Origin of the sequence: Pseudomonas sp. 57B-090624, from assembly GCF_003234055.1 — a bacterium.
In the GTDB taxonomy this organism is placed as follows: domain Bacteria; phylum Pseudomonadota; class Gammaproteobacteria; order Pseudomonadales; family Pseudomonadaceae; genus Metapseudomonas; species Metapseudomonas tohonis.
The window spans coordinates 44,862-62,082 of the sequence record NZ_QKRU01000046.1; the positions used below are offsets into that span (position 1 = coordinate 44,862).

The 17,221-nt window shown below is 64.7% G+C and carries 15 protein-coding genes; 13 read left to right on the forward strand and 2 right to left on the reverse strand.

Going from position 1 to position 17,221, the window contains the following annotated elements:
• The first annotated feature begins 7 nt into the window (after window positions 1-7).
• The 9 genes from DMX10_RS20945 (at window position 8) to DMX10_RS20985 (ending at window position 11,750) form a co-directional block, all read left to right on the forward strand.
• Window positions 8-715 carry a succinate dehydrogenase iron-sulfur subunit gene (locus DMX10_RS20945; RefSeq protein WP_111262889.1) on the forward strand — a complete coding sequence of 236 codons (708 nt, stop codon included), beginning with the start codon at window positions 8-10 and terminating at the stop codon, window positions 713-715.
• Between the two features lie 248 nt (window positions 716-963).
• Window positions 964-3,795: a 2-oxoglutarate dehydrogenase E1 component gene (locus tag DMX10_RS20950; RefSeq protein ID WP_111262873.1), complete on the forward strand. Its 2,832-nt coding sequence runs from the start codon at window positions 964-966 to the stop codon at window positions 3,793-3,795.
• Window positions 3,796-3,839: 44 nt separating this feature from the next.
• Window positions 3,840-5,069, forward strand: a complete 1,230-nt coding sequence (gene odhB / locus DMX10_RS20955; RefSeq protein WP_111262874.1) for a 2-oxoglutarate dehydrogenase complex dihydrolipoyllysine-residue succinyltransferase — start codon at window positions 3,840-3,842, stop codon at window positions 5,067-5,069.
• An 89-nt stretch (window positions 5,070-5,158) separates the two neighbouring features.
• Window positions 5,159-6,595: a dihydrolipoyl dehydrogenase gene (gene lpdA, locus DMX10_RS20960; RefSeq protein WP_111262875.1), complete on the forward strand. Its 1,437-nt coding sequence runs from the start codon at window positions 5,159-5,161 to the stop codon at window positions 6,593-6,595.
• 203 nt (window positions 6,596-6,798) lie between these two features.
• The gene (sucC, locus tag DMX10_RS20965; protein WP_111262876.1) at window positions 6,799-7,965 is read left to right on the forward strand and encodes an ADP-forming succinate--CoA ligase subunit beta; all 1,167 of its coding nucleotides are present in this window, start codon (window positions 6,799-6,801) and stop codon (window positions 7,963-7,965) included.
• Window positions 7,965-8,852: a succinate--CoA ligase subunit alpha gene (sucD, locus tag DMX10_RS20970; RefSeq protein WP_111262877.1), complete on the forward strand. Its 888-nt coding sequence runs from the start codon at window positions 7,965-7,967 to the stop codon at window positions 8,850-8,852. Before sucC ends, sucD begins: the two co-directional genes overlap by 1 nt.
• Before the next feature lie 277 nt (window positions 8,853-9,129).
• Window positions 9,130-10,443: a branched-chain amino acid transport system II carrier protein gene (gene brnQ, locus DMX10_RS20975; protein ID WP_111262878.1), complete on the forward strand. Its 1,314-nt coding sequence runs from the start codon at window positions 9,130-9,132 to the stop codon at window positions 10,441-10,443.
• Window positions 10,444-10,611: 168 nt separating this feature from the next.
• On the forward strand, window positions 10,612-11,364 hold the full coding sequence (locus DMX10_RS20980) for a DUF599 domain-containing protein (protein ID WP_111262879.1): 753 nt from the start codon (window positions 10,612-10,614) through the stop codon (window positions 11,362-11,364).
• Window positions 11,361-11,750, forward strand: coding sequence for an MAPEG family protein (locus tag DMX10_RS20985; protein ID WP_111262880.1), 390 nt, complete (start codon window positions 11,361-11,363; stop codon window positions 11,748-11,750). The genes DMX10_RS20980 and DMX10_RS20985 overlap by 4 nt, the downstream gene beginning before the upstream one ends.
• 104 nt (window positions 11,751-11,854) lie before the next feature.
• Here the strand turns inward: DMX10_RS20985 and DMX10_RS20990 are convergent, their stop codons facing one another.
• Together DMX10_RS20990 and DMX10_RS20995 are read right to left on the reverse strand one after the other, a co-directional pair.
• Window positions 11,855-12,145: a hypothetical protein gene (locus tag DMX10_RS20990; RefSeq protein WP_111262881.1), complete on the reverse strand. Its 291-nt coding sequence runs from the start codon at window positions 12,143-12,145 to the stop codon at window positions 11,855-11,857.
• A 129-nt stretch (window positions 12,146-12,274) separates the two neighbouring features.
• Window positions 12,275-12,508: a hypothetical protein gene (locus DMX10_RS20995; RefSeq protein ID WP_111262882.1), complete on the reverse strand. Its 234-nt coding sequence runs from the start codon at window positions 12,506-12,508 to the stop codon at window positions 12,275-12,277.
• A 136-nt stretch (window positions 12,509-12,644) separates the two neighbouring features.
• On the opposite strand from DMX10_RS20995, the gene DMX10_RS21000 reads away from it, so the two are divergent.
• The 4 genes from DMX10_RS21000 to htpG all read left to right on the forward strand — a co-directional run bounded on the left by DMX10_RS21000 (window position 12,645) and on the right by htpG (window position 16,875).
• Window positions 12,645-13,100 (forward strand): PaaI family thioesterase, encoded by a 456-nt coding sequence (locus tag DMX10_RS21000; RefSeq protein ID WP_111262883.1) that lies wholly within the window; start codon window positions 12,645-12,647, stop codon window positions 13,098-13,100.
• Window positions 13,097-13,540: a PaaI family thioesterase gene (locus tag DMX10_RS21005; protein ID WP_111262884.1), complete on the forward strand. Its 444-nt coding sequence runs from the start codon at window positions 13,097-13,099 to the stop codon at window positions 13,538-13,540. Before DMX10_RS21000 ends, DMX10_RS21005 begins: the two co-directional genes overlap by 4 nt.
• Before the next feature lie 47 nt (window positions 13,541-13,587).
• Window positions 13,588-14,835: an MFS transporter gene (locus tag DMX10_RS21010; RefSeq protein ID WP_111262885.1), complete on the forward strand. Its 1,248-nt coding sequence runs from the start codon at window positions 13,588-13,590 to the stop codon at window positions 14,833-14,835.
• Between the two features lie 135 nt (window positions 14,836-14,970).
• Window positions 14,971-16,875, forward strand: a complete 1,905-nt coding sequence (gene htpG, locus DMX10_RS21015; protein ID WP_111262886.1) for a molecular chaperone HtpG — start codon at window positions 14,971-14,973, stop codon at window positions 16,873-16,875.
• The last annotated feature ends 346 nt before the right edge of the window (window positions 16,876-17,221 follow it).

The window sequence follows — 17,221 nt, forward strand, 5'->3', positions numbered from 1 at the left end:
AGCCAACATTCTGAAAGTCAGCGTTTATCGCTACAACCCGGACCAGGACGCTGCGCCCTTCATGCAGGACTTCCAGGTCGATACCGGCGGCAAGGACATCATGGTCCTGGACGTGCTGGCCCTGATCAAGGAGCAGGACGAGGGTTTCTCCTACCGTCGCTCCTGCCGTGAAGGGGTCTGCGGTTCCGACGGCATGAACATCAATGGCAAGAACGGCCTGGCCTGCATCACGCCGATCTCCGCTGCCGGCCTCAAGGGCGGCCAGCTGGTGATCCGCCCGCTGCCCGGCCTGCCGGTCATCCGTGACCTCGTCGTCGATATGAGCATCTTCTACAAGCAGTACGAGAAGGTGAAACCCTTCCTGCAGAACGACGCGCCCGCCCCGGCGATCGAGCGTCTGCAGTCCCCGGAAGAGCGCGAGAAGCTGGACGGTCTGTACGAGTGCATCCTGTGCGCCTGCTGCTCGACCTCCTGCCCGTCCTTCTGGTGGAACCCGGACAAGTTCCTCGGTCCCGCTGCGCTGCTGCAGGCCTATCGCTTCCTGGCCGACAGCCGTGACACCAAGACCGAAGAGCGTCTGGCAGCGCTGGACGATCCGTTCAGCGTGTTCCGCTGCCGCGGCATCATGAACTGCGTGAGCGTCTGCCCCAAGGGTCTGAACCCGACGAAGGCGATCGGCCACGTACGTCACATGCTGCTGCAAAGCGGTACTTGATGCGCTTCATGCTTTACCCGTGACACCTGCGGCGCCGGTTTGCTTCCGGCGCCGCAGTAAAACCAGGACAGCAGCTCACAAAGCGGCGGTCCTTACTCGAAAATACATAGATGACCAGCAGGGGCAACCGGGCTGGTGCCCGGACTATCTGCGGGATCCTTGGTGGCTTTACCGAGTCGCTGTGCCAGGACTGTTGAAACCACGATGATTCCACGCCGGTGGTGTCCCCTTACCGAGGGTGACCAAGCATGCAAGAAAGCGTAATGCAGCGCATGTGGAACAGCGCCCACCTATCCGGTGGCAACGCTGCATATGTGGAAGAGCTCTATGAGCTTTACCTGCACGATCCCAACGCTGTGCCCGAAGAGTGGCGCACCTACTTCCAGAAGTTGCCGGCCGACGGCAACGCCGCCACCGACGTATCGCATTCTACTGTCCGCGACCATTTCGTCCTGCTCGCCAAGAACCAGCGCCGTGCCCAGCCCGTTTCGGCTGGCAGCGTCAGCAGCGAGCACGAGAAGAAGCAGGTCGAAGTCCTGCGCCTGATCCAGGCCTACCGCATGCGCGGCCATCAGGCGGCGACGCTCGACCCCCTCGGCCTCTGGCAGCGCAAGGTGCCGGCCGACCTGTCGATCAACCATTACGGCCTGACCGACGCCGACCTCGACACCACCTTCCGTACCGGTGAGCTCTACATCGGCAAGGAAGAAGCGACCCTGCGCGAGATCCATCAGTCGCTGCAGCAGACCTACTGCCGCACCATCGGTGCCGAGTTCACCCACATCGTCGATTCCGACCAGCGCAAGTGGTTCCAGCAGCGCCTGGAAAGCGTGCGTGGCCGCCCGGCGTTCTCCGCTGAAGTGCAGAGCCACCTGCTCGAGCGCCTGACCGCGGCCGAAGGCCTGGAAAAGTACCTGGGCACCAAATACCCGGGCACCAAGCGTTTCGGCCTGGAAGGTGGCGAAAGCCTGATTCCGATGCTGGACGAGATCATCCAGCGCTCCGGCGCCTACGGCACCCAGGAAATCGTCATCGGCATGGCCCACCGCGGCCGTCTGAACGTCCTGGTCAACACCTTCGGCAAGAACCCGCGCGACCTGTTCGACGAGTTCGAGGGCAAGAAGGTCGAGGGCCTGTCCTCCGGTGACGTCAAGTACCACCAGGGCTTCTCCTCCAACGTCATGACCTCGGGCGGTGAAGTCCACCTGGCGCTGGCGTTCAACCCGTCCCACCTGGAAATCGTCTCCCCGGTGGTCGAGGGTTCCGTGCGCGCCCGTCAGGACCGCCGCAAGGACAAGGCCGGCGACAAGGTACTGCCGATCTCCATCCACGGCGACGCCGCCTTCGCGGGCCAGGGCGTGGTCATGGAAACCTTCCAGATGTCGCAGACCCGCGGCTACCGCACCGGCGGTACCGTGCACATCGTCATCAACAACCAGGTCGGCTTCACCACCAGCCGTCAGGACGACTCGCGCTCCACCGAGTACGCCACCGACGTCGCCAAGATGATCCAGGCGCCGATCTTCCACGTGAACGGCGACGATCCGGAAGCCGTGCTCTTCGTGACCCAGCTGGCCGTCGACTACCGCATGCAGTTCAAGCGTGACGTGGTCATCGACCTGGTCTGCTACCGCCGTCGCGGCCACAACGAGGCCGACGAGCCGAGCGGCACCCAGCCGCTGATGTACCAGCAGATCGCCAAGCAGCGCACCACTCGTGAGCTCTACGCCGACGCCCTGATCCAGTCCGGCGTGCTGGACAACGAGCGCGTGCAGACCAAGATCGACGAGTACCGCACCGCCCTGGACAACGGCCAGCACGTGGTCAAGAGCCTGGTGAAGGAGCCCAACAAGGAGCTCTTCGTCGACTGGCGTCCCTACCTGGGCCATGCCTGGACCGCTCGCCACGACACCCGTTTCGAGCTCAAGACCCTGCAGGATCTCTCCGCCAAGCTGCTGGAGATCCCGGAAGGCTTCGTCGTCCAGCGCCAGGTCTCGAAGATCCTCGAAGACCGCCAGAAGATGGGCGCCGGCGGCCTGCCGATCAACTGGGGCTATGCCGAGACCATGGCCTACGCCACCCTGCTGTTCGAAGGCCACCCGGTCCGCATCACCGGCCAGGACGTGGGCCGCGGTACCTTCTCGCACCGCCATGCGGCGCTGCACAACCAGAAGGACGCCGGCACCTACCTGCCGTTGCAGAACCTGTTCGACGGCCAGCCGAGCTTCGAACTGTACGACTCCTACCTGTCCGAAGAGGCCGTGCTGGCCTTCGAATACGGCTACTCCACCACCACGCCCAACGCGCTGGTGATCTGGGAAGCCCAGTTCGGTGACTTCGCCAACGGCGCCCAGGTGGTGATCGACCAGTTCATCACCAGTGGCGAGCACAAGTGGGGTCGTCTCTGCGGCCTGACCATGCTGCTGCCGCACGGCTACGAAGGGCAGGGCCCGGAGCACTCCTCCGCACGCCTGGAGCGTTACCTGCAGCTGTGCGCCGAGCACAACATCCAGGTCTGCATGCCGACCACCCCGGCGCAGATCTACCACCTGCTGCGTCGCCAGGTGATCCGCCCGCTGCGCAAGCCGTTGGTCGTATTGACGCCCAAGTCTCTGCTGCGCCACAAACTCGCCATCTCCACCCTGGAAGATCTGGCCGAGGGTTCGTTCCAGACCGTCATCGGCGAGATCGACCCGATCGATCCGAAGAAGGTCGAGCGCCTGGTGCTGTGCAGCGGCAAGGTCTACTACGACCTGCTGGAAAAGCGTCGTGCCGAAGGCCGCGAAGACATCGCCGTCGTGCGCATCGAGCAGCTCTACCCGTTCCCGGAAGACGACCTGGCCGAAGTTCTTGCCCAGTACAAGAACCTCAAGCACATCGTCTGGTGCCAGGAAGAGCCGATGAACCAGGGCGCCTGGTACTGCAGCCAGCATCACATGCGTCGTGTCGCGGCGGCCCACAAGAAAGGGCTGTTCCTCGAGTACGCCGGTCGTGACGCGTCGGCCTCGCCGGCCTGCGGCTACGCCTCGATGCACGCTGAGCAGCAGGAAAAACTGCTGCAAGATGCCTTTACTGTTTAACGCCTTCGCGCAGATAAAACCGAATTAGATAGGAACCCATACAAATGGCTATCGAGATCAAAGCCCCTACATTCCCCGAGTCGGTTGCCGATGGCACCGTAGCCACCTGGCACAAGAAGCCGGGCGAGGCCGTGAAGCGTGACGAGCTGATCGTCGACATCGAAACCGACAAGGTGGTGATGGAAGTGCTGGCCGAGGCCGACGGCGTCCTGGGCGAGATCGTCAAGAACGAGGGCGACACCGTCCTCAGTGGCGAGCTGCTGGGCAAACTGACCGAAGGTGGCGCCGCTGCTGCTCCTGCCGCCGCTGCAGCCCCTGCTGCCGCTCCCGCTGCCCAGGCCGCCGCTCCGGCTGCCGGTGGCGACGACGCCATCCTCTCGCCGGCCGCTCGCAAGCTGGCCGAAGAGAACGGCATCGACCCGAACAGCATCGCCGGCACTGGCAAGGGCGGTCGCGTGACCAAGGAAGACGTGGTCGCTGCCGTCGAAGCGAAGAAATCCGCTCCGGCCGCCGCCCCGGCTGCCAAGCCTGCCGCTCCGGCCGCCGAAGCCCCGGTCTTTGCCGCGGGTGATCGCGTCGAGAAGCGCGTCCCGATGACCCGCCTGCGTGCCAAGGTCGCCGAGCGTCTGGTCGAGGCCCAGTCCACCATGGCCATGCTGACCACCTTCAACGAAGTCGACATGACCGAAGTCATGGCCCTGCGTTCGAAGTACAAGGACCTGTTCGAGAAGACCCACAATGGCGTCCGCCTGGGCTTCATGTCCTTCTTCGTCAAGGCTTCCGTCGAGGCGCTGAAGCGTTTCCCGGCGGTCAACGCCTCGATCGACGGCAACGACATCGTCTACCACGGTTACCAGGACATCGGCGTAGCCGTTTCCAGTGACCGTGGCCTGGTGGTTCCGGTCCTGCGCAACGCCGAGCTGATGAGCCTGGCCGAAGTCGAGAACGGCATCGCCACCTTCGGCAAGAAGGCCCGTGAGGGCAAGCTGTCCATCGACGAGATGACCGGTGGCACCTTCACCATCACCAACGGCGGTACCTTCGGCTCGATGATGTCGACCCCGATCGTCAACCCGCCGCAGGCCGCCATCCTCGGCATGCACAACATCATCCAGCGTCCCATGGCGGTAAACGGCCAGGTGGTCATCCGCCCGATGATGTACCTGGCTCTGTCCTACGATCACCGTCTGATCGATGGCAAGGAAGCCGTCAGCTTCCTGGTGACCATCAAGAACCTGCTGGAAGACCCGGCTCGTCTGCTGCTGGACATCTAAATCAGTTGCAAGCCACACGCCGCAAGCTGCAGAACATCGCAGCCCGGCCTGTGGCTTGCCGCTCGAAGCTCGAGGCTTAGGAGAACGTTATGACCCAGAAATTCGACGTGGTAGTGATTGGTGCGGGCCCCGGCGGTTACGTCGCGGCCATCAAGGCAGCCCAACTGGGCCTGAAGACCGCCTGCATCGAGAAATACCAGGACAAGGACGGCAAGACCGCTCTGGGCGGTACCTGCCTGAACGTCGGCTGCATTCCGTCGAAGGCGCTGCTGGACAGCTCCTACAAGTACCACGAGGCCATCGATGGCTTCAAAATCCATGGCATCGAAGCCAAGGGCGTCAGCATCGACGTACCGGCCATGGTCGCGCGCAAGAACGGCATCGTTAAGAACCTGACCGGCGGCGTGAGCACCCTGTTCAAGGCCAACGGCGTCACCCTGCTGGAAGGCCACGGCAAGCTGCTGGCCAACAAGCAGGTCGAAGTCACCGGTTCCGACGGCAAGACCCAGATCGTCCAGGCCGAGAACGTGATCCTGGCATCCGGCTCCCGCCCGGTGGAAATCCCCCCGGCTCCCATCGACCAGGACGTCATCGTCGACTCCACCGGCGCCCTGGACTTCCAGGCCGTGCCGAAGAAGCTCGGCGTGATCGGCGCTGGCGTGATCGGCCTGGAGCTGGGCTCCGTATGGGCCCGCCTGGGTGCCGAAGTCACCGTGCTGGAAGCCCTGGACAAGTTCCTCCCGGCCGCTGACGAGCAGATCGCCAAGGAAGCCCTCAAGGTCCTCACCAAGCAGGGCCTGAAGATCCGCCTGGGCGCCCGTGTCACCGGTACCGAAGTGAAGAAGAAGCAGGTCACCGTCAGCTTCACCGACGCCGAAGGCGAGCAGAAGCAGGTGTTCGACAAGCTGATCGTTGCCGTTGGTCGTCGTCCGGTCACCACCGACCTGCTGGCTGCCGACAGCGGCGTGACCCTTGACGAGCGCGGCTACATCTACGTCGACGACCACTGCAAGACCTCCGTTCCCGGCGTCTTCGCCATTGGCGACGTGGTGCGTGGCGCGATGCTGGCCCACAAGGCTTCGGAAGAGGGCATCATGGTCGCCGAGCGCATCGCCGGCCACAAAGCCCAGATGAACTACGACCTGATCCCGTCGGTGATCTACACCCATCCGGAAATCGCCTGGGTCGGCAAGACCGAGCAGTCCCTGAAGGCCGAAGGCGTCGAAGTCAACGTCGGCACCTTCCCCTTCGCGGCCAGCGGTCGCGCCATGGCTGCCAACGACACCACCGGCCTGGTCAAGGTCATCGCCGATGCCAAGACCGACCGCGTCCTGGGCGTCCACGTGATCGGCCCGAGCGCTGCGGAGCTGGTACAGCAAGGCGCGATCGGCATGGAGTTCGGTACCAGCGCCGAAGACCTGGGCATGATGGTCTTCTCGCACCCGACCCTGTCCGAGGCGCTGCACGAAGCGGCCCTGGCCGTGAATGGCCACGCGATCCACATCGCCAACCGCAAGAAGCGTTGAGAAATCAGCCGGGGATGCCGCGCCGGGTCGGCGCCTCCCCAGCGGATTCCTGACAGAAGAACCACGGCGGGCCACCCGTCGTGAGCCCCCAGGGGCTCACCGCGGAAAGCCCGCCGGACTGCCTTCAGAAGCAGTCACAGGTGGCGCGGCACCACGAATGCAGCGCCGAATGGGCAATACCCAAACGAAGACGGTAGACAAGCATGAATCTCCACGAATATCAGGGTAAGCAGCTGTTCGCTGAGTACGGCCTGCCCGTATCCAAGGGCTTCGCCGTGGATACCCCGGAAGAAGCCGCAGAAGCCTGCGAAAAAATCGGTGGCAGCGAGTGGGTCGTCAAGGCCCAGGTCCACGCCGGCGGCCGCGGTAAAGCGGGCGGCGTGAAGCTGGTCAAGAGCAAGGACGACGCCAAGGCGTTCGCCGCCAACTGGCTCGGCAAGCGCCTGGTGACCTACCAGACCGACGCCAACGGCCAGCCGGTCAGCAAGATCCTGGTCGAGTCCTGCACCGATATCGCCAAGGAACTGTACCTGGGCGCCGTGGTAGACCGTTCCAGCCGCCGCATCGTGTTCATGGCCTCCACCGAAGGTGGCGTGGACATCGAGAAAGTAGCCCACGAGACTCCCGAGAAGATCCTCAAGGCCACCGTCGACCCGCTGGTCGGCGCTCAGCCCTACCAGGGTCGTGAACTGGCCTTCCAACTGGGCCTGCAAGGCGACCAGATCAAGCAGTTCACCCACATCTTCGTGAACCTGGCCAAGCTGTTCCAGGACTACGACCTGGCCCTGCTGGAAGTGAACCCGCTGGTGATCAAGGCCGACGGCAACCTGCACTGCCTGGACGCCAAGATCAACATCGACAGCAACGCCATGTACCGCCAGCCCAAGCTGCGCGCCATGCACGACCCGTCCCAGGACGACGCTCGTGAAGCCCATGCGCAGAAGTGGGAACTGAACTACGTCGCGCTGGAAGGCAACATCGGCTGCATGGTCAACGGCGCTGGCCTGGCCATGGGCACCATGGACATCGTCAACCTGCACGGTGGCAAGCCTGCCAACTTCCTCGACGTCGGCGGTGGCGCGACCAAAGAGCGCGTGACCGAAGCCTTCAAGATCATCCTGTCCGACAGCAACGTCGCTGCCGTACTGGTGAACATCTTCGGCGGTATCGTTCGTTGCGACATGATTGCCGAAGGCATCATCGGTGCAGTGAAGGAAGTCGGCGTGAAGATCCCGGTGGTCGTCCGCCTGGAAGGCAACAACGCCGAACTCGGCGCCAAGGTACTGGCCGAAAGCGGTCTGAACATCATCGCTGCGACCAGCCTGACCGACGCTGCCCAGCAGGTCGTCAAGGCCGCGGAGGGTAAGTAATGAGCGTCCTGATCAATAAAGACACCAAAGTAATCTGCCAGGGCTTCACCGGCTCGCAGGGCACCTTCCACTCCGAGCAAGCCATCGCCTACGGCACCAAGATGGTTGGCGGCGTGACCCCCGGCAAGGGCGGCACCACCCACCTCGGCCTGCCGGTGTTCAACACCGTCAAGGAAGCCGTGGAAGCCACCGGCGCCGACGCATCGGTGATCTACGTTCCGGCTCCGTTCTGCAAGGATTCCATCCTCGAAGCGGCTTTCGGCGGCATCAAGCTGATCGTCTGCATCACCGAAGGCATCCCGACCATCGACATGCTGGAAGCCAAGGTCAAGTGCGACGAGCTGGGCGTACGCCTGATCGGCCCGAACTGCCCGGGCGTGATCACTCCCGGCGAGTGCAAGATCGGCATCATGCCGGGTCACATCCACCTGCCGGGCAAGGTAGGCATCGTGTCGCGTTCCGGCACCCTGACCTATGAAGCCGTGAAGCAGACCACCGACGCCGGCTTCGGCCAGTCCACCTGCGTGGGCATCGGTGGCGACCCGATCCCGGGCTCCAACTTCATCGACATCCTGAAGCTGTTCCAGGAAGACCCGAAGACCGAAGCGATCGTCATGATCGGTGAGATCGGCGGTTCCGCTGAAGAAGAAGCCGCTGCCTTCATCAAGGCCAACGTGACCAAGCCGGTGGTGTCCTACATCGCGGGTGTCACCGCACCGCCCGGCAAGCGCATGGGCCACGCCGGCGCCATCATCTCCGGCGGCAAGGGCACTGCGGACGAGAAGTTCGCCGCCCTGCAGGACGCCGGTGTGAAGACCGTGCGTTCCCTGGCCGACATCGGCAAGGCCCTGGCCGAGCTGACCGGCTGGGAAGTGAAGAAGGCCTAAGGCTTTCCGACCTGAGCAAAGGCCACCTTCGGGTGGCCTTTGTGTTTTTCCGCGCCTGTTCTTCAGGCGACAGATAGTTAAGTCCAGTCGACAGGCTGATGCATGTCAGTGCCGGTGGGCTGAACAAATCGCTAGTCTTGCACCCCTCAAGCTCGCCAGGCTCCACAAGGGCAGGGAACGGGCACCCATGGTCGATCCCAAAACGGATGGATGACGTTTCCCGTACCCCGGGGAAACCCTCTGAAACTATGAAATTCTGCCTGTGGTATTCCTCCCTATGACTCGTTTGAAAGGCTCGGACCTCCTGGCCCTCGGCTTCATGACATTCGCGCTGTTCCTTGGCGCCGGCAACATCATTTTTCCGCCCAGCGCCGGCATGGCCGCGGGTGACAATGTCTGGCGCGCCGCGCTCGGCTTCCTGCTCACCGGCGTCGGCCTGCCGCTGCTCACCGTGGTCGCCCTGGCACGTGTCGGTGGCGGCATGGACCGCCTGACCGCGCCGCTCGGCAAGGCTGCCGGCCTGGCCTTCGCGGTAGCCGTTTACCTGGCCATAGGGCCTCTTTTCGCCACCCCGCGTACCGCCGTGGTTTCCTTCGAGATGGGTGTTGCGCCCTTTACCGGAGAAAGCGGCATCGCACTGTTCATCTACAGCGTGCTGTACTTCGGTGCCGTGCTGTTCCTGGCGCTGAATCCCGGCAAGCTGGTGGACAGCATCGGCAAGTTCATCACCCCTGTCCTGCTGGCCGCGCTGCTGGTACTGGGCGGTGCCGCGATGAGCATGCCGGCCGGCCCCATCGGCAGCACTTCGCAGGCCTACCAGGCTGCGCCGCTGGTGGAAGGTTTCCTGCAGGGCTACCTGACCATGGACACCCTGGGCGCGCTGGTATTCGGCATCGTCATCGCCACGGCCATCCGCGACCACGGTGTCGAAGATGCCGGCCTGGTTACCCGCTACTCCGTCATAGCCGGGATCATCGCTGCATCCGGGCTGGCCGCTGTCTACCTCGCGCTCTTCTATCTGGGGGCCACCAGCCAGGGCATCGCCGGTGACGCACAGAACGGTGTACAGATCCTCACCGCCTACGTTCAGCACACCTTCGGCACCGTCGGCAGCCTGCTGCTGGCCGTGGTCATCACCCTGGCCTGCCTGACCACTGCCGTCGGCCTGCTCACCGCGTGCGGCGAGTTCTTCAGCCGCATCCTGCCGGTCTCCTACCGCACCGTGGTACTGGGGCTGGCCGCGTTCAGCCTGCTGGTGGCCAACCAGGGGCTGACCCAGCTGATCGCCTTCTCGGTGCCCGTGCTGGTGGGGCTGTATCCCCTGGCGATCGTCCTGGTGGCATTGAGCCTCTGCAATCGCCTGTGGCTGTCGTCGCGCCGCGTCTTCGTGCCCACCATGCTCGTTGCCCTCGTCTTCGGCCTCATCGACGGCCTGGGCGCTGCCGGCTTCAAATCGTTGGTGCCGTCCTTCATCGAGCACCTGCCGTTCTCCAGCCAGAGCCTTGCGTGGCTGCTGCCGGTGCTGGTCGTGCTGGTGCTGGCGGTTATCGCCGACCGCCTGGCGGGCCGCCCCGCCGTCGCGCCGGCCTGAGCCGCCTCGCACCGTTTGAAAGGCCACCTTCGGGTGGCCTTTTTCTTGGCTGCCCCCTGCCACCGCGCCTGGTCGAGAGCGGGGGCGCTGTGGCGTCGGTCACAGGGTGTCTTCCCCGGCTGCGTTGACGTCTACAGGGCGGTTCCCCTTATCCGCACCAGGCCACCCATGAACGACATTTCCGAGCTGATCGACTTCCACTACCTGTGGAACCTGCTGGCCATCCTCTGGTTCATCCTCTGCTGGGGTGGCTACACCCGCTACGCCACCTGGAAGGGCCGGGACACCCCGTGCCTGGCTTCGGTCATGCACCTGTACCGCGAAGACTGGATGCGCCGCCTGCTGCTGCGCGACAACCGCATCGCCGACGCCAGCGTGATCGGCAACCTGGAGCGCAACGCCTCCTTCTTCGCCTCCAGCACCCTGATCATCCTCGCCGGCGTGCTCACCGTGCTCGGCTCCACCGACCGCGCCGTCTCCATCCTCGCCGACCTGCCGTACGTCGAGCCCGCCAGCCGAGGGATCTCCGAGGTCAAGCTGCTGGCCATCGCGGTGGTGTTCGTCTACTCCTTCTTCACCTTCAGCTGGTGCATGCGCCAGTACAACTTCGCCGCCGTGCTGGTGGGGGCGGCACCGATGATCGGCGAGCGCAATGTCGGCGAGCAGGAGCGCAAGGACTTCGCCGCACGCACCGCGCGGGTCATCTCGCTCGCGGCCAACCAGTTCAACCTCGGCCTGCGCAGCTACTATTTCGGCCTGGCCATGCTGGCCTGGTTCATCAACCCCTGGTTCTTCATGCTGATCACCGCTGGCGTGGTCCTGGTGCTGTATCGACGCGAATTCCATTCCGCTGTGCTAGAGGTGATGGTGTACACCCCGACGACACAGGCGGCGGAGCCGCCGAAGGAGAAAAACGAATGAGTATTCCGTTCTGGTGCGTGTTCTTCGCTGCCCTGCTGATCTACATCGCCAAGATTCCCGTGGCCAGGGCCATGAAGGAGGAGGGCGGCGGCTACGACAACCACCACCCCCGGGCCCAGCAATCCCGCCTGACCGGCTTCGGCGGTCGTGCACTGGGGGCGCACCTCAACAGCATCGAAATCTTCCCGCTGTTCGCCGCCGGCGTGCTGATGGCCCACACCACCGATACCCGTGGCTGGCTGATCGACCTGCTGGCGCTGGTGTTCATCGTCTCCAGGGTGATCTACCTCTTCCTCTACTGGAACGACATCCACCTGCTGCGCAGCCTGGTATGGGTAGTCGGGCTCCTCTGCTGCCTGCTGTTGATGCTCAGCCCCGTGCTCTGACTTACCCTCACCCCCGCGCTTGCGGGGGCCACCCGATGGCAACCCGGCAGATACGAGAAGGCCCGCATGATGCGGGCCTTTGCGTTGGGAGATGGAGGCTGGATTCACTTGCCGTCGATGGCGTCCTTGGCTTCGTCGCCGGCGCCTTCCACCGCATCCCCGATGTCATCGGCGGCCTCTTCGGCCTTCTCGCCGGCGGTGGGTTGGTGACCGGTGATCTGGTCGGCCTTCCGTTCGGCCGCCTCGCCGCTTTCCTTCGCCGCGTCGCCCAGTGATTCCATGGCTTCGGATGCCGATTCCTTGGCCGCTTCCATCTTGTCTTCCGGGGTCTTTTCGCAGGCTGCCAGGCCGAGGGTCACGGCCAGGATCAGGGCATAGGGAAGGGGATTGAGCACGGTATGTCTCCTGGTTCTCTAGGGGCGGGATGAGTGGCCTCATCGCGTGCCGTTGGAGCCCAGGCGTTTCGCTTTAGTTCCTCGGGTTGCCGCCAGCCTGCAGGGCGCAAGGGCTGGCGGCTGCCACTGTTACTGCTGGCCGCTGGGCTGGCCACCCTGCGGGGCGGCTTCCGGTGCAGTGCTCGGCGCGGCCGGGGTGGAAGGGGCCGGAGCCGGGGTCTGCGGGGCACCGCCAGGGGCCGGCTGGGTGGCGGCGGGCGGGGTTTCGCGCGGCTGGGCGGCCTTGTCGTCAGCGGGCTTGTCGCAGGCGGCGAGGCCCAGGCTCGCGGCGATCAGCAGGGCATAGGCATAGGACTTGTGCATAGGGGTCTCCTTGGTCTCGGTTGTTGCACGACGAGCTTTCGAGTCCCCGTGCCCCCAGGAAGTTCAGCCGGATCGCCCCGGCGGCGGGCCGCGCGGTATCATGCGCGCCTTCACGCCAACGCCATGGAACCACCGGATGAGCGACAACCCCATTCTCGACAATGCCCAGCGCTTCCTGTCCGTGCTGCGCCACTGCCAGGTGCTCGGCCTGCGCGTCCACGGCGCCGACAGCCGGGGCCTGACCCTGTGCCTGCCCTACAGCGAGCGGATCATCGGCAACCCGGAAACCGGCGTCATCCATGGCGGCGCCATCACCACCCTGATGGACACCACCTGCGGCATCTCCACCGTCTGCGTGCTCCCGGAGTTCGAGATCTGCCCGACCCTCGACCTGCGCATCGACTACATGCACCCGGCCGAGCCGAACAAGGACGTCTACGGCTTCGCCGAGTGCTACCGCGTCACGCCCAACGTCATCTTCACCCGCGGCTACGCCTACCAGGACGACCCCGAGCAGCCCATCGCCCATGTGGTCGGCGCCTTCATGCGCATGGGCAAGCCCAGCCAGTTGAAGAAGGGGAGCGCGGCATGAAGCTCGATCTCGACGCCCTGGTACGTGAAGCCCACGAGAAGAACGACTACGACTCGCTGGTGTGCCTGATCCCCTACGCCAAGCTGCTGGGCATCGAATGCCTGCGCCTGGGGGAGGACATGGTGTTCCGCCTGCCGGCGAACAAGGACAACATCGGCAACCCGACCCTGCCGGCCATCCACGGCGGCGTGATCGCCGGCTTCATGGAGCACGCCGCGATGCTCCACCTGCTGATGTTCATGGGCATCCCACATTTGCCCAAAATCATCGACTTCTCGATAGATTACCTACGCGCCGGGCACTATCGTGACACCTTCGCCACCTGCCAGGTCTGGCGACAAGGCCGTCGCGTCGCCAACGTCGCCATCACCGCCTGGCAGACCAACCAGACCGAGCCCATCGCCACCGCCCGCGCCCACTTCAAGGTCGACGAACCCTGACCCGTGGCCGGGTGCGATACGCCCGGTCACGCACCAAGGAATCCTGGATGGATGCACTACTGATACTCGGCGGGCTGCTGCTGATCCTCGCCGGCCTCGTCTGGCTGGTCATGCTCGCCTTCGGTACCAGCCTGCTGTGGGGGATCGGCAGCCTGCTGCCGCCGCTCACCCTCGGCTACATAGCCGCGCACTGGCGCACCGCGCGCAAGGCGGTGATGCTCGCGGCCCTCGGCGTCATCCCGCTGATCGTCGGGCTGACCCTCCTGGCCAACCGCGACCCCGAGCGCCTGCACGCCCTGGTCAGCCTCGAATGGCTCAAGGGCGAGCGCAAGGCGCCGAGCGAACTGGCCATCGACCTGCGCGGCGAGCTCAATGGCCAGCCCTTCCAGCCCCAGCAGGCCGAGCTCATCGATGGCGTACTGAGCCTGCGCGAGGGCCAGGATTTCTTCGCCCGCCGCGAGGTGAGCATCCGCCTGGGCCAGCAACCCGGGGACGAACTGCGCCTGGACGTGCTGCCCGAAGACACCGGCAGCAAGCCCGAGGTCGAGATCAGCTGGCTGCTCCCCGAGCAGGAGCTGCCCGAAGCGCGGCGCCTGGGCAGGGGCTACACCCTGCACCTGGACCTCAAGCGGCGCGGCCCCAACACCCTCGCCGGTGCCTTCCACCTGGTGCTGCCGCCGCAGTTCCACACCACCCTGAGCGGTGAGGTCGAGCTGTTCACCGACCGCCTGCGCTACCGGGACGGGCAGGTCGACCTGCGGCACGACTCCATGGACACCCTGCACTACGTCGCCCGCGACTACCTGCAGCGCCGTTTCGCCACCCGCCAGGTCGAAGTGGCACGGCTGCCGACCGCCAGCCTGCCCGCGCATGAACTGGAGCTGGACGTCGAGGCCCGCATCGACGGCACCGCCCAGCGGCTGCCATTGCAGTTCATCCGCAGCGACCTGCGTGGCTGGGCCATCCGTGGCGACCGCTTCCCGGCCTTGCCAGCGCTCGAAGCCAAGCCCGAGGCCGCCAGCGCGAAGGCCGAGGGCGCCCCCGTCGAACGCGCCTCGCGCCCGGCCGACCGGCGCCAGCGTTTCTCCCTGGAGCGCCTGCTGAGCAACCCCAACCACTACCAGAACCTCGCCATGCGCGTGCAGACCCAGCGTGGCAGCCTGGCCGAGGGGCGCTTCAACGGCATCAACAGCGCCGGCCAGATCATCATCCGCCGCAACATCTCCGGGCAGGGCGAGGCCAGCTTCGTGCTGCGCCCCGAAGAGATCGCCCGCATCGAGCTGCTCGAGCCCTGAACCCCGCCGCCACGGCCGCCCGCCCGGGCGGTCGTCGACGCCCTCCATGCAAGCCCTTGAAATTGAACAGCAAGCCCCCATCTGGGTGACATCCGCCGCAGTCGCGGCCTATATCATCCGTGGAGTTAGACGACCATGAGTGTGGAGACTCAAAAAGAAACCCTGGGCTTCCAGACCGAAGTGAAGCAACTGCTTCACCTGATGATCCATTCCTTGTACTCCAACAAGGAAATCTTCCTGCGCGAGCTGATCTCCAACGCCTCCGACGCCGCCGACAAGCTGCGTTTCGAAGCGCTGGCCAAGCCGGAGCTGCTCGAAGGCGGCGCCGAGCTGAAGATCCGCGTGAGCTTCGACAAGGACGCCAAGACCGTCACCCTCGAAGACAACGGCATCGGCATGAGCCGCGATGAAGTCATCGCCCACCTGGGCACCATCGCCAAGTCCGGCACCGCCGACTTCCTGAAGAACCTGTCGGGCGACCAGAAGAAGGACTCGCACCTGATCGGCCAGTTCGGCGTGGGCTTCTACTCCGCCTTCATCGTCGCCGACAAGGTGGACGTGTTCACCCGTCGCGCCGGCCTCTCCGCCGCCGAGGGCGTGCACTGGTCCTCCAGGGGCGAGGGCGAGTTCGACATCGCCAACGTCGAGAAGGCCGAGCGCGGCACCCGCATCGTCCTGCACCTGAAAGCCGGCGAGGAAGAGTTCGCCGATGGCTGGCGCCTGCGCAACGTCATCAAGAAATACTCCGACCACATCGCCCTGCCCATCGAACTGCCGAAGGAGCACTACGGCGAAGAGAAGGACAAGCCGGCCGAGCCCGAGTGGGAGACCGTCAACCGCGCCAGCGCCCTGTGGACCCGTCCGCGCACCGAGGTGAAGGACGAGGAGTACCAGGAGTTCTACAAGCACGTCGCCCACGACTTCGAGAACCCGCTGTCCTGGAGCCACAACAAGGTCGAGGGCAAGCTGGAATACACCTCCCTGCTGTACGTCCCGGCCCGCGCACCGTTCGACCTGTACCAGCGTGAAGCGCCGCGAGGCCTCAAGCTCTACGTCCAGCGCGTGTTCATCATGGATCAGGCCGAACAGTTCCTGCCCCTGTACATGCGCTTCATCAAGGGCGTGGTGGACTCCAACGACCTGTCGCTGAACGTCTCCCGCGAGATCCTCCAGAGCGGCCCGGTGATCGACTCCATGAAGTCGGCGCTGACCAAGCGCGTGCTGGACATGCTGGAGAAACTGGCCAAGAACGAGCCCGAGCAATACAAGGGCTTCTGGAAGAACTTCGGCCAGGTCCTCAAGGAAGGCCCGGCGGAGGACTTCGCCAACAAGGAGAAGATCGCCGGCCTGCTGCGTTTCGCCTCCACCAGCGACGAAAGCGGCGAGCAGAGCGTCTCCCTGGCCGACTACATCGGCCGCATGAAGGAAGGCCAGGACAAGGTCTACTACCTCACCGGCGAATCCTATGCCCAGGTGAAGAACAGCCCGCACCTGGAAGTCTTCCGCAAGAAAGGCATCGAAGTGCTGCTGCTCACCGACCGCATCGACGAGTGGCTGATGAGCTACCTCACCGAGTTCGACGGCAAGCACTTCGCCGACGTGGCACGTGGCGACCTCGACCTCGGCAAGCTGGACTCGGAAGAGGACAAGAAGGCCCAGGAAGAAGTGGCCAAGGCCAAGGAAGGACTGGTCGAGCGCCTCAAGGCCGCCCTCGGCGAGGACGTCTCGGAAGTGCGCGTCTCGCACCGCCTGACCGACTCCCCGGCGATCCTCGCCATCGGCGAACAGGACCTGGGCCTGCAGATGCGCCAGATCCTCGAAGCCAGCGGGCAGAAGGTGCCGGACTCCAAGCCCATCTTCGAGTTCAACCCCAGCCACCCGCTGATCGAGAAACTCGACAACGAGCAGGATGAAGAGCGCTTCGGCGAGCTGTCCCACATCCTCTTCGACCAGGCCGCCCTGGCCGCCGGCGACAGCCTCAAGGACCCGGCCGCCTACGTGCGCCGCCTGAACAAGCTGCTGGTGGAACTCTCCGCCTGAAGCCTGTAACGCACCCCGGAAAAGGCCCGCGCAAGCGGGCCTTTTCATTCCGCCCACCATCACCTGGTCACTCGGTTGGTGGAGGTCTATTGGAGCGTGGCTTTGCTTTTTGGCTCTCCGGACGGAGATGCAATCAGAGCTCGGAGCCTGCAGCCGCCGCTCACTCTGGACGTAGGGTGTGCTGCGCGCACCTGGATCTCGCCAGAAGCACCGTGCGGCGGTGCGCACGGTGTTCAGCCGGGGGACATAGGTGACAGGTGTCGGGAGACATAGGTAACGCATTTAGGCTTACGGGATCCTTCGAAGAGGAGTTCGAGCGATGCCGTGGCAGGAGTGCACCACCATG

Excerpts from the sequence above, each read along its gene's own strand:
- DMX10_RS20950 (WP_111262873.1), top strand. The coding sequence starts at position 964 with ATGCAAGAAAGCGTAATGCAGCGCATGTGGAACAGCGCCCACCTATCC.
- odhB (WP_111262874.1), top strand. The coding sequence starts at position 3,840 with ATGGCTATCGAGATCAAAGCCCCTACATTCCCCGAGTCGGTTGCCGAT.
- lpdA (WP_111262875.1), top strand. The coding sequence starts at position 5,159 with ATGACCCAGAAATTCGACGTGGTAGTGATTGGTGCGGGCCCCGGCGGT.
- sucC (WP_111262876.1), top strand. The coding sequence starts at position 6,799 with ATGAATCTCCACGAATATCAGGGTAAGCAGCTGTTCGCTGAGTACGGC.
- sucD (WP_111262877.1), top strand. The coding sequence starts at position 7,965 with ATGAGCGTCCTGATCAATAAAGACACCAAAGTAATCTGCCAGGGCTTC.
- brnQ (WP_111262878.1), top strand. The coding sequence starts at position 9,130 with ATGACTCGTTTGAAAGGCTCGGACCTCCTGGCCCTCGGCTTCATGACA.
- DMX10_RS20980 (WP_111262879.1), top strand. The coding sequence starts at position 10,612 with ATGAACGACATTTCCGAGCTGATCGACTTCCACTACCTGTGGAACCTG.
- DMX10_RS20985 (WP_111262880.1), top strand. The coding sequence starts at position 11,361 with ATGAGTATTCCGTTCTGGTGCGTGTTCTTCGCTGCCCTGCTGATCTAC.
- DMX10_RS20995 (WP_111262882.1), bottom strand. The coding sequence starts at position 12,508 with ATGCACAAGTCCTATGCCTATGCCCTGCTGATCGCCGCGAGCCTGGGC.
- DMX10_RS21000 (WP_111262883.1), top strand. The coding sequence starts at position 12,645 with ATGAGCGACAACCCCATTCTCGACAATGCCCAGCGCTTCCTGTCCGTG.
- DMX10_RS21005 (WP_111262884.1), top strand. The coding sequence starts at position 13,097 with ATGAAGCTCGATCTCGACGCCCTGGTACGTGAAGCCCACGAGAAGAAC.
- DMX10_RS21010 (WP_111262885.1), top strand. The coding sequence starts at position 13,588 with ATGGATGCACTACTGATACTCGGCGGGCTGCTGCTGATCCTCGCCGGC.
- htpG (WP_111262886.1), top strand. The coding sequence starts at position 14,971 with ATGAGTGTGGAGACTCAAAAAGAAACCCTGGGCTTCCAGACCGAAGTG.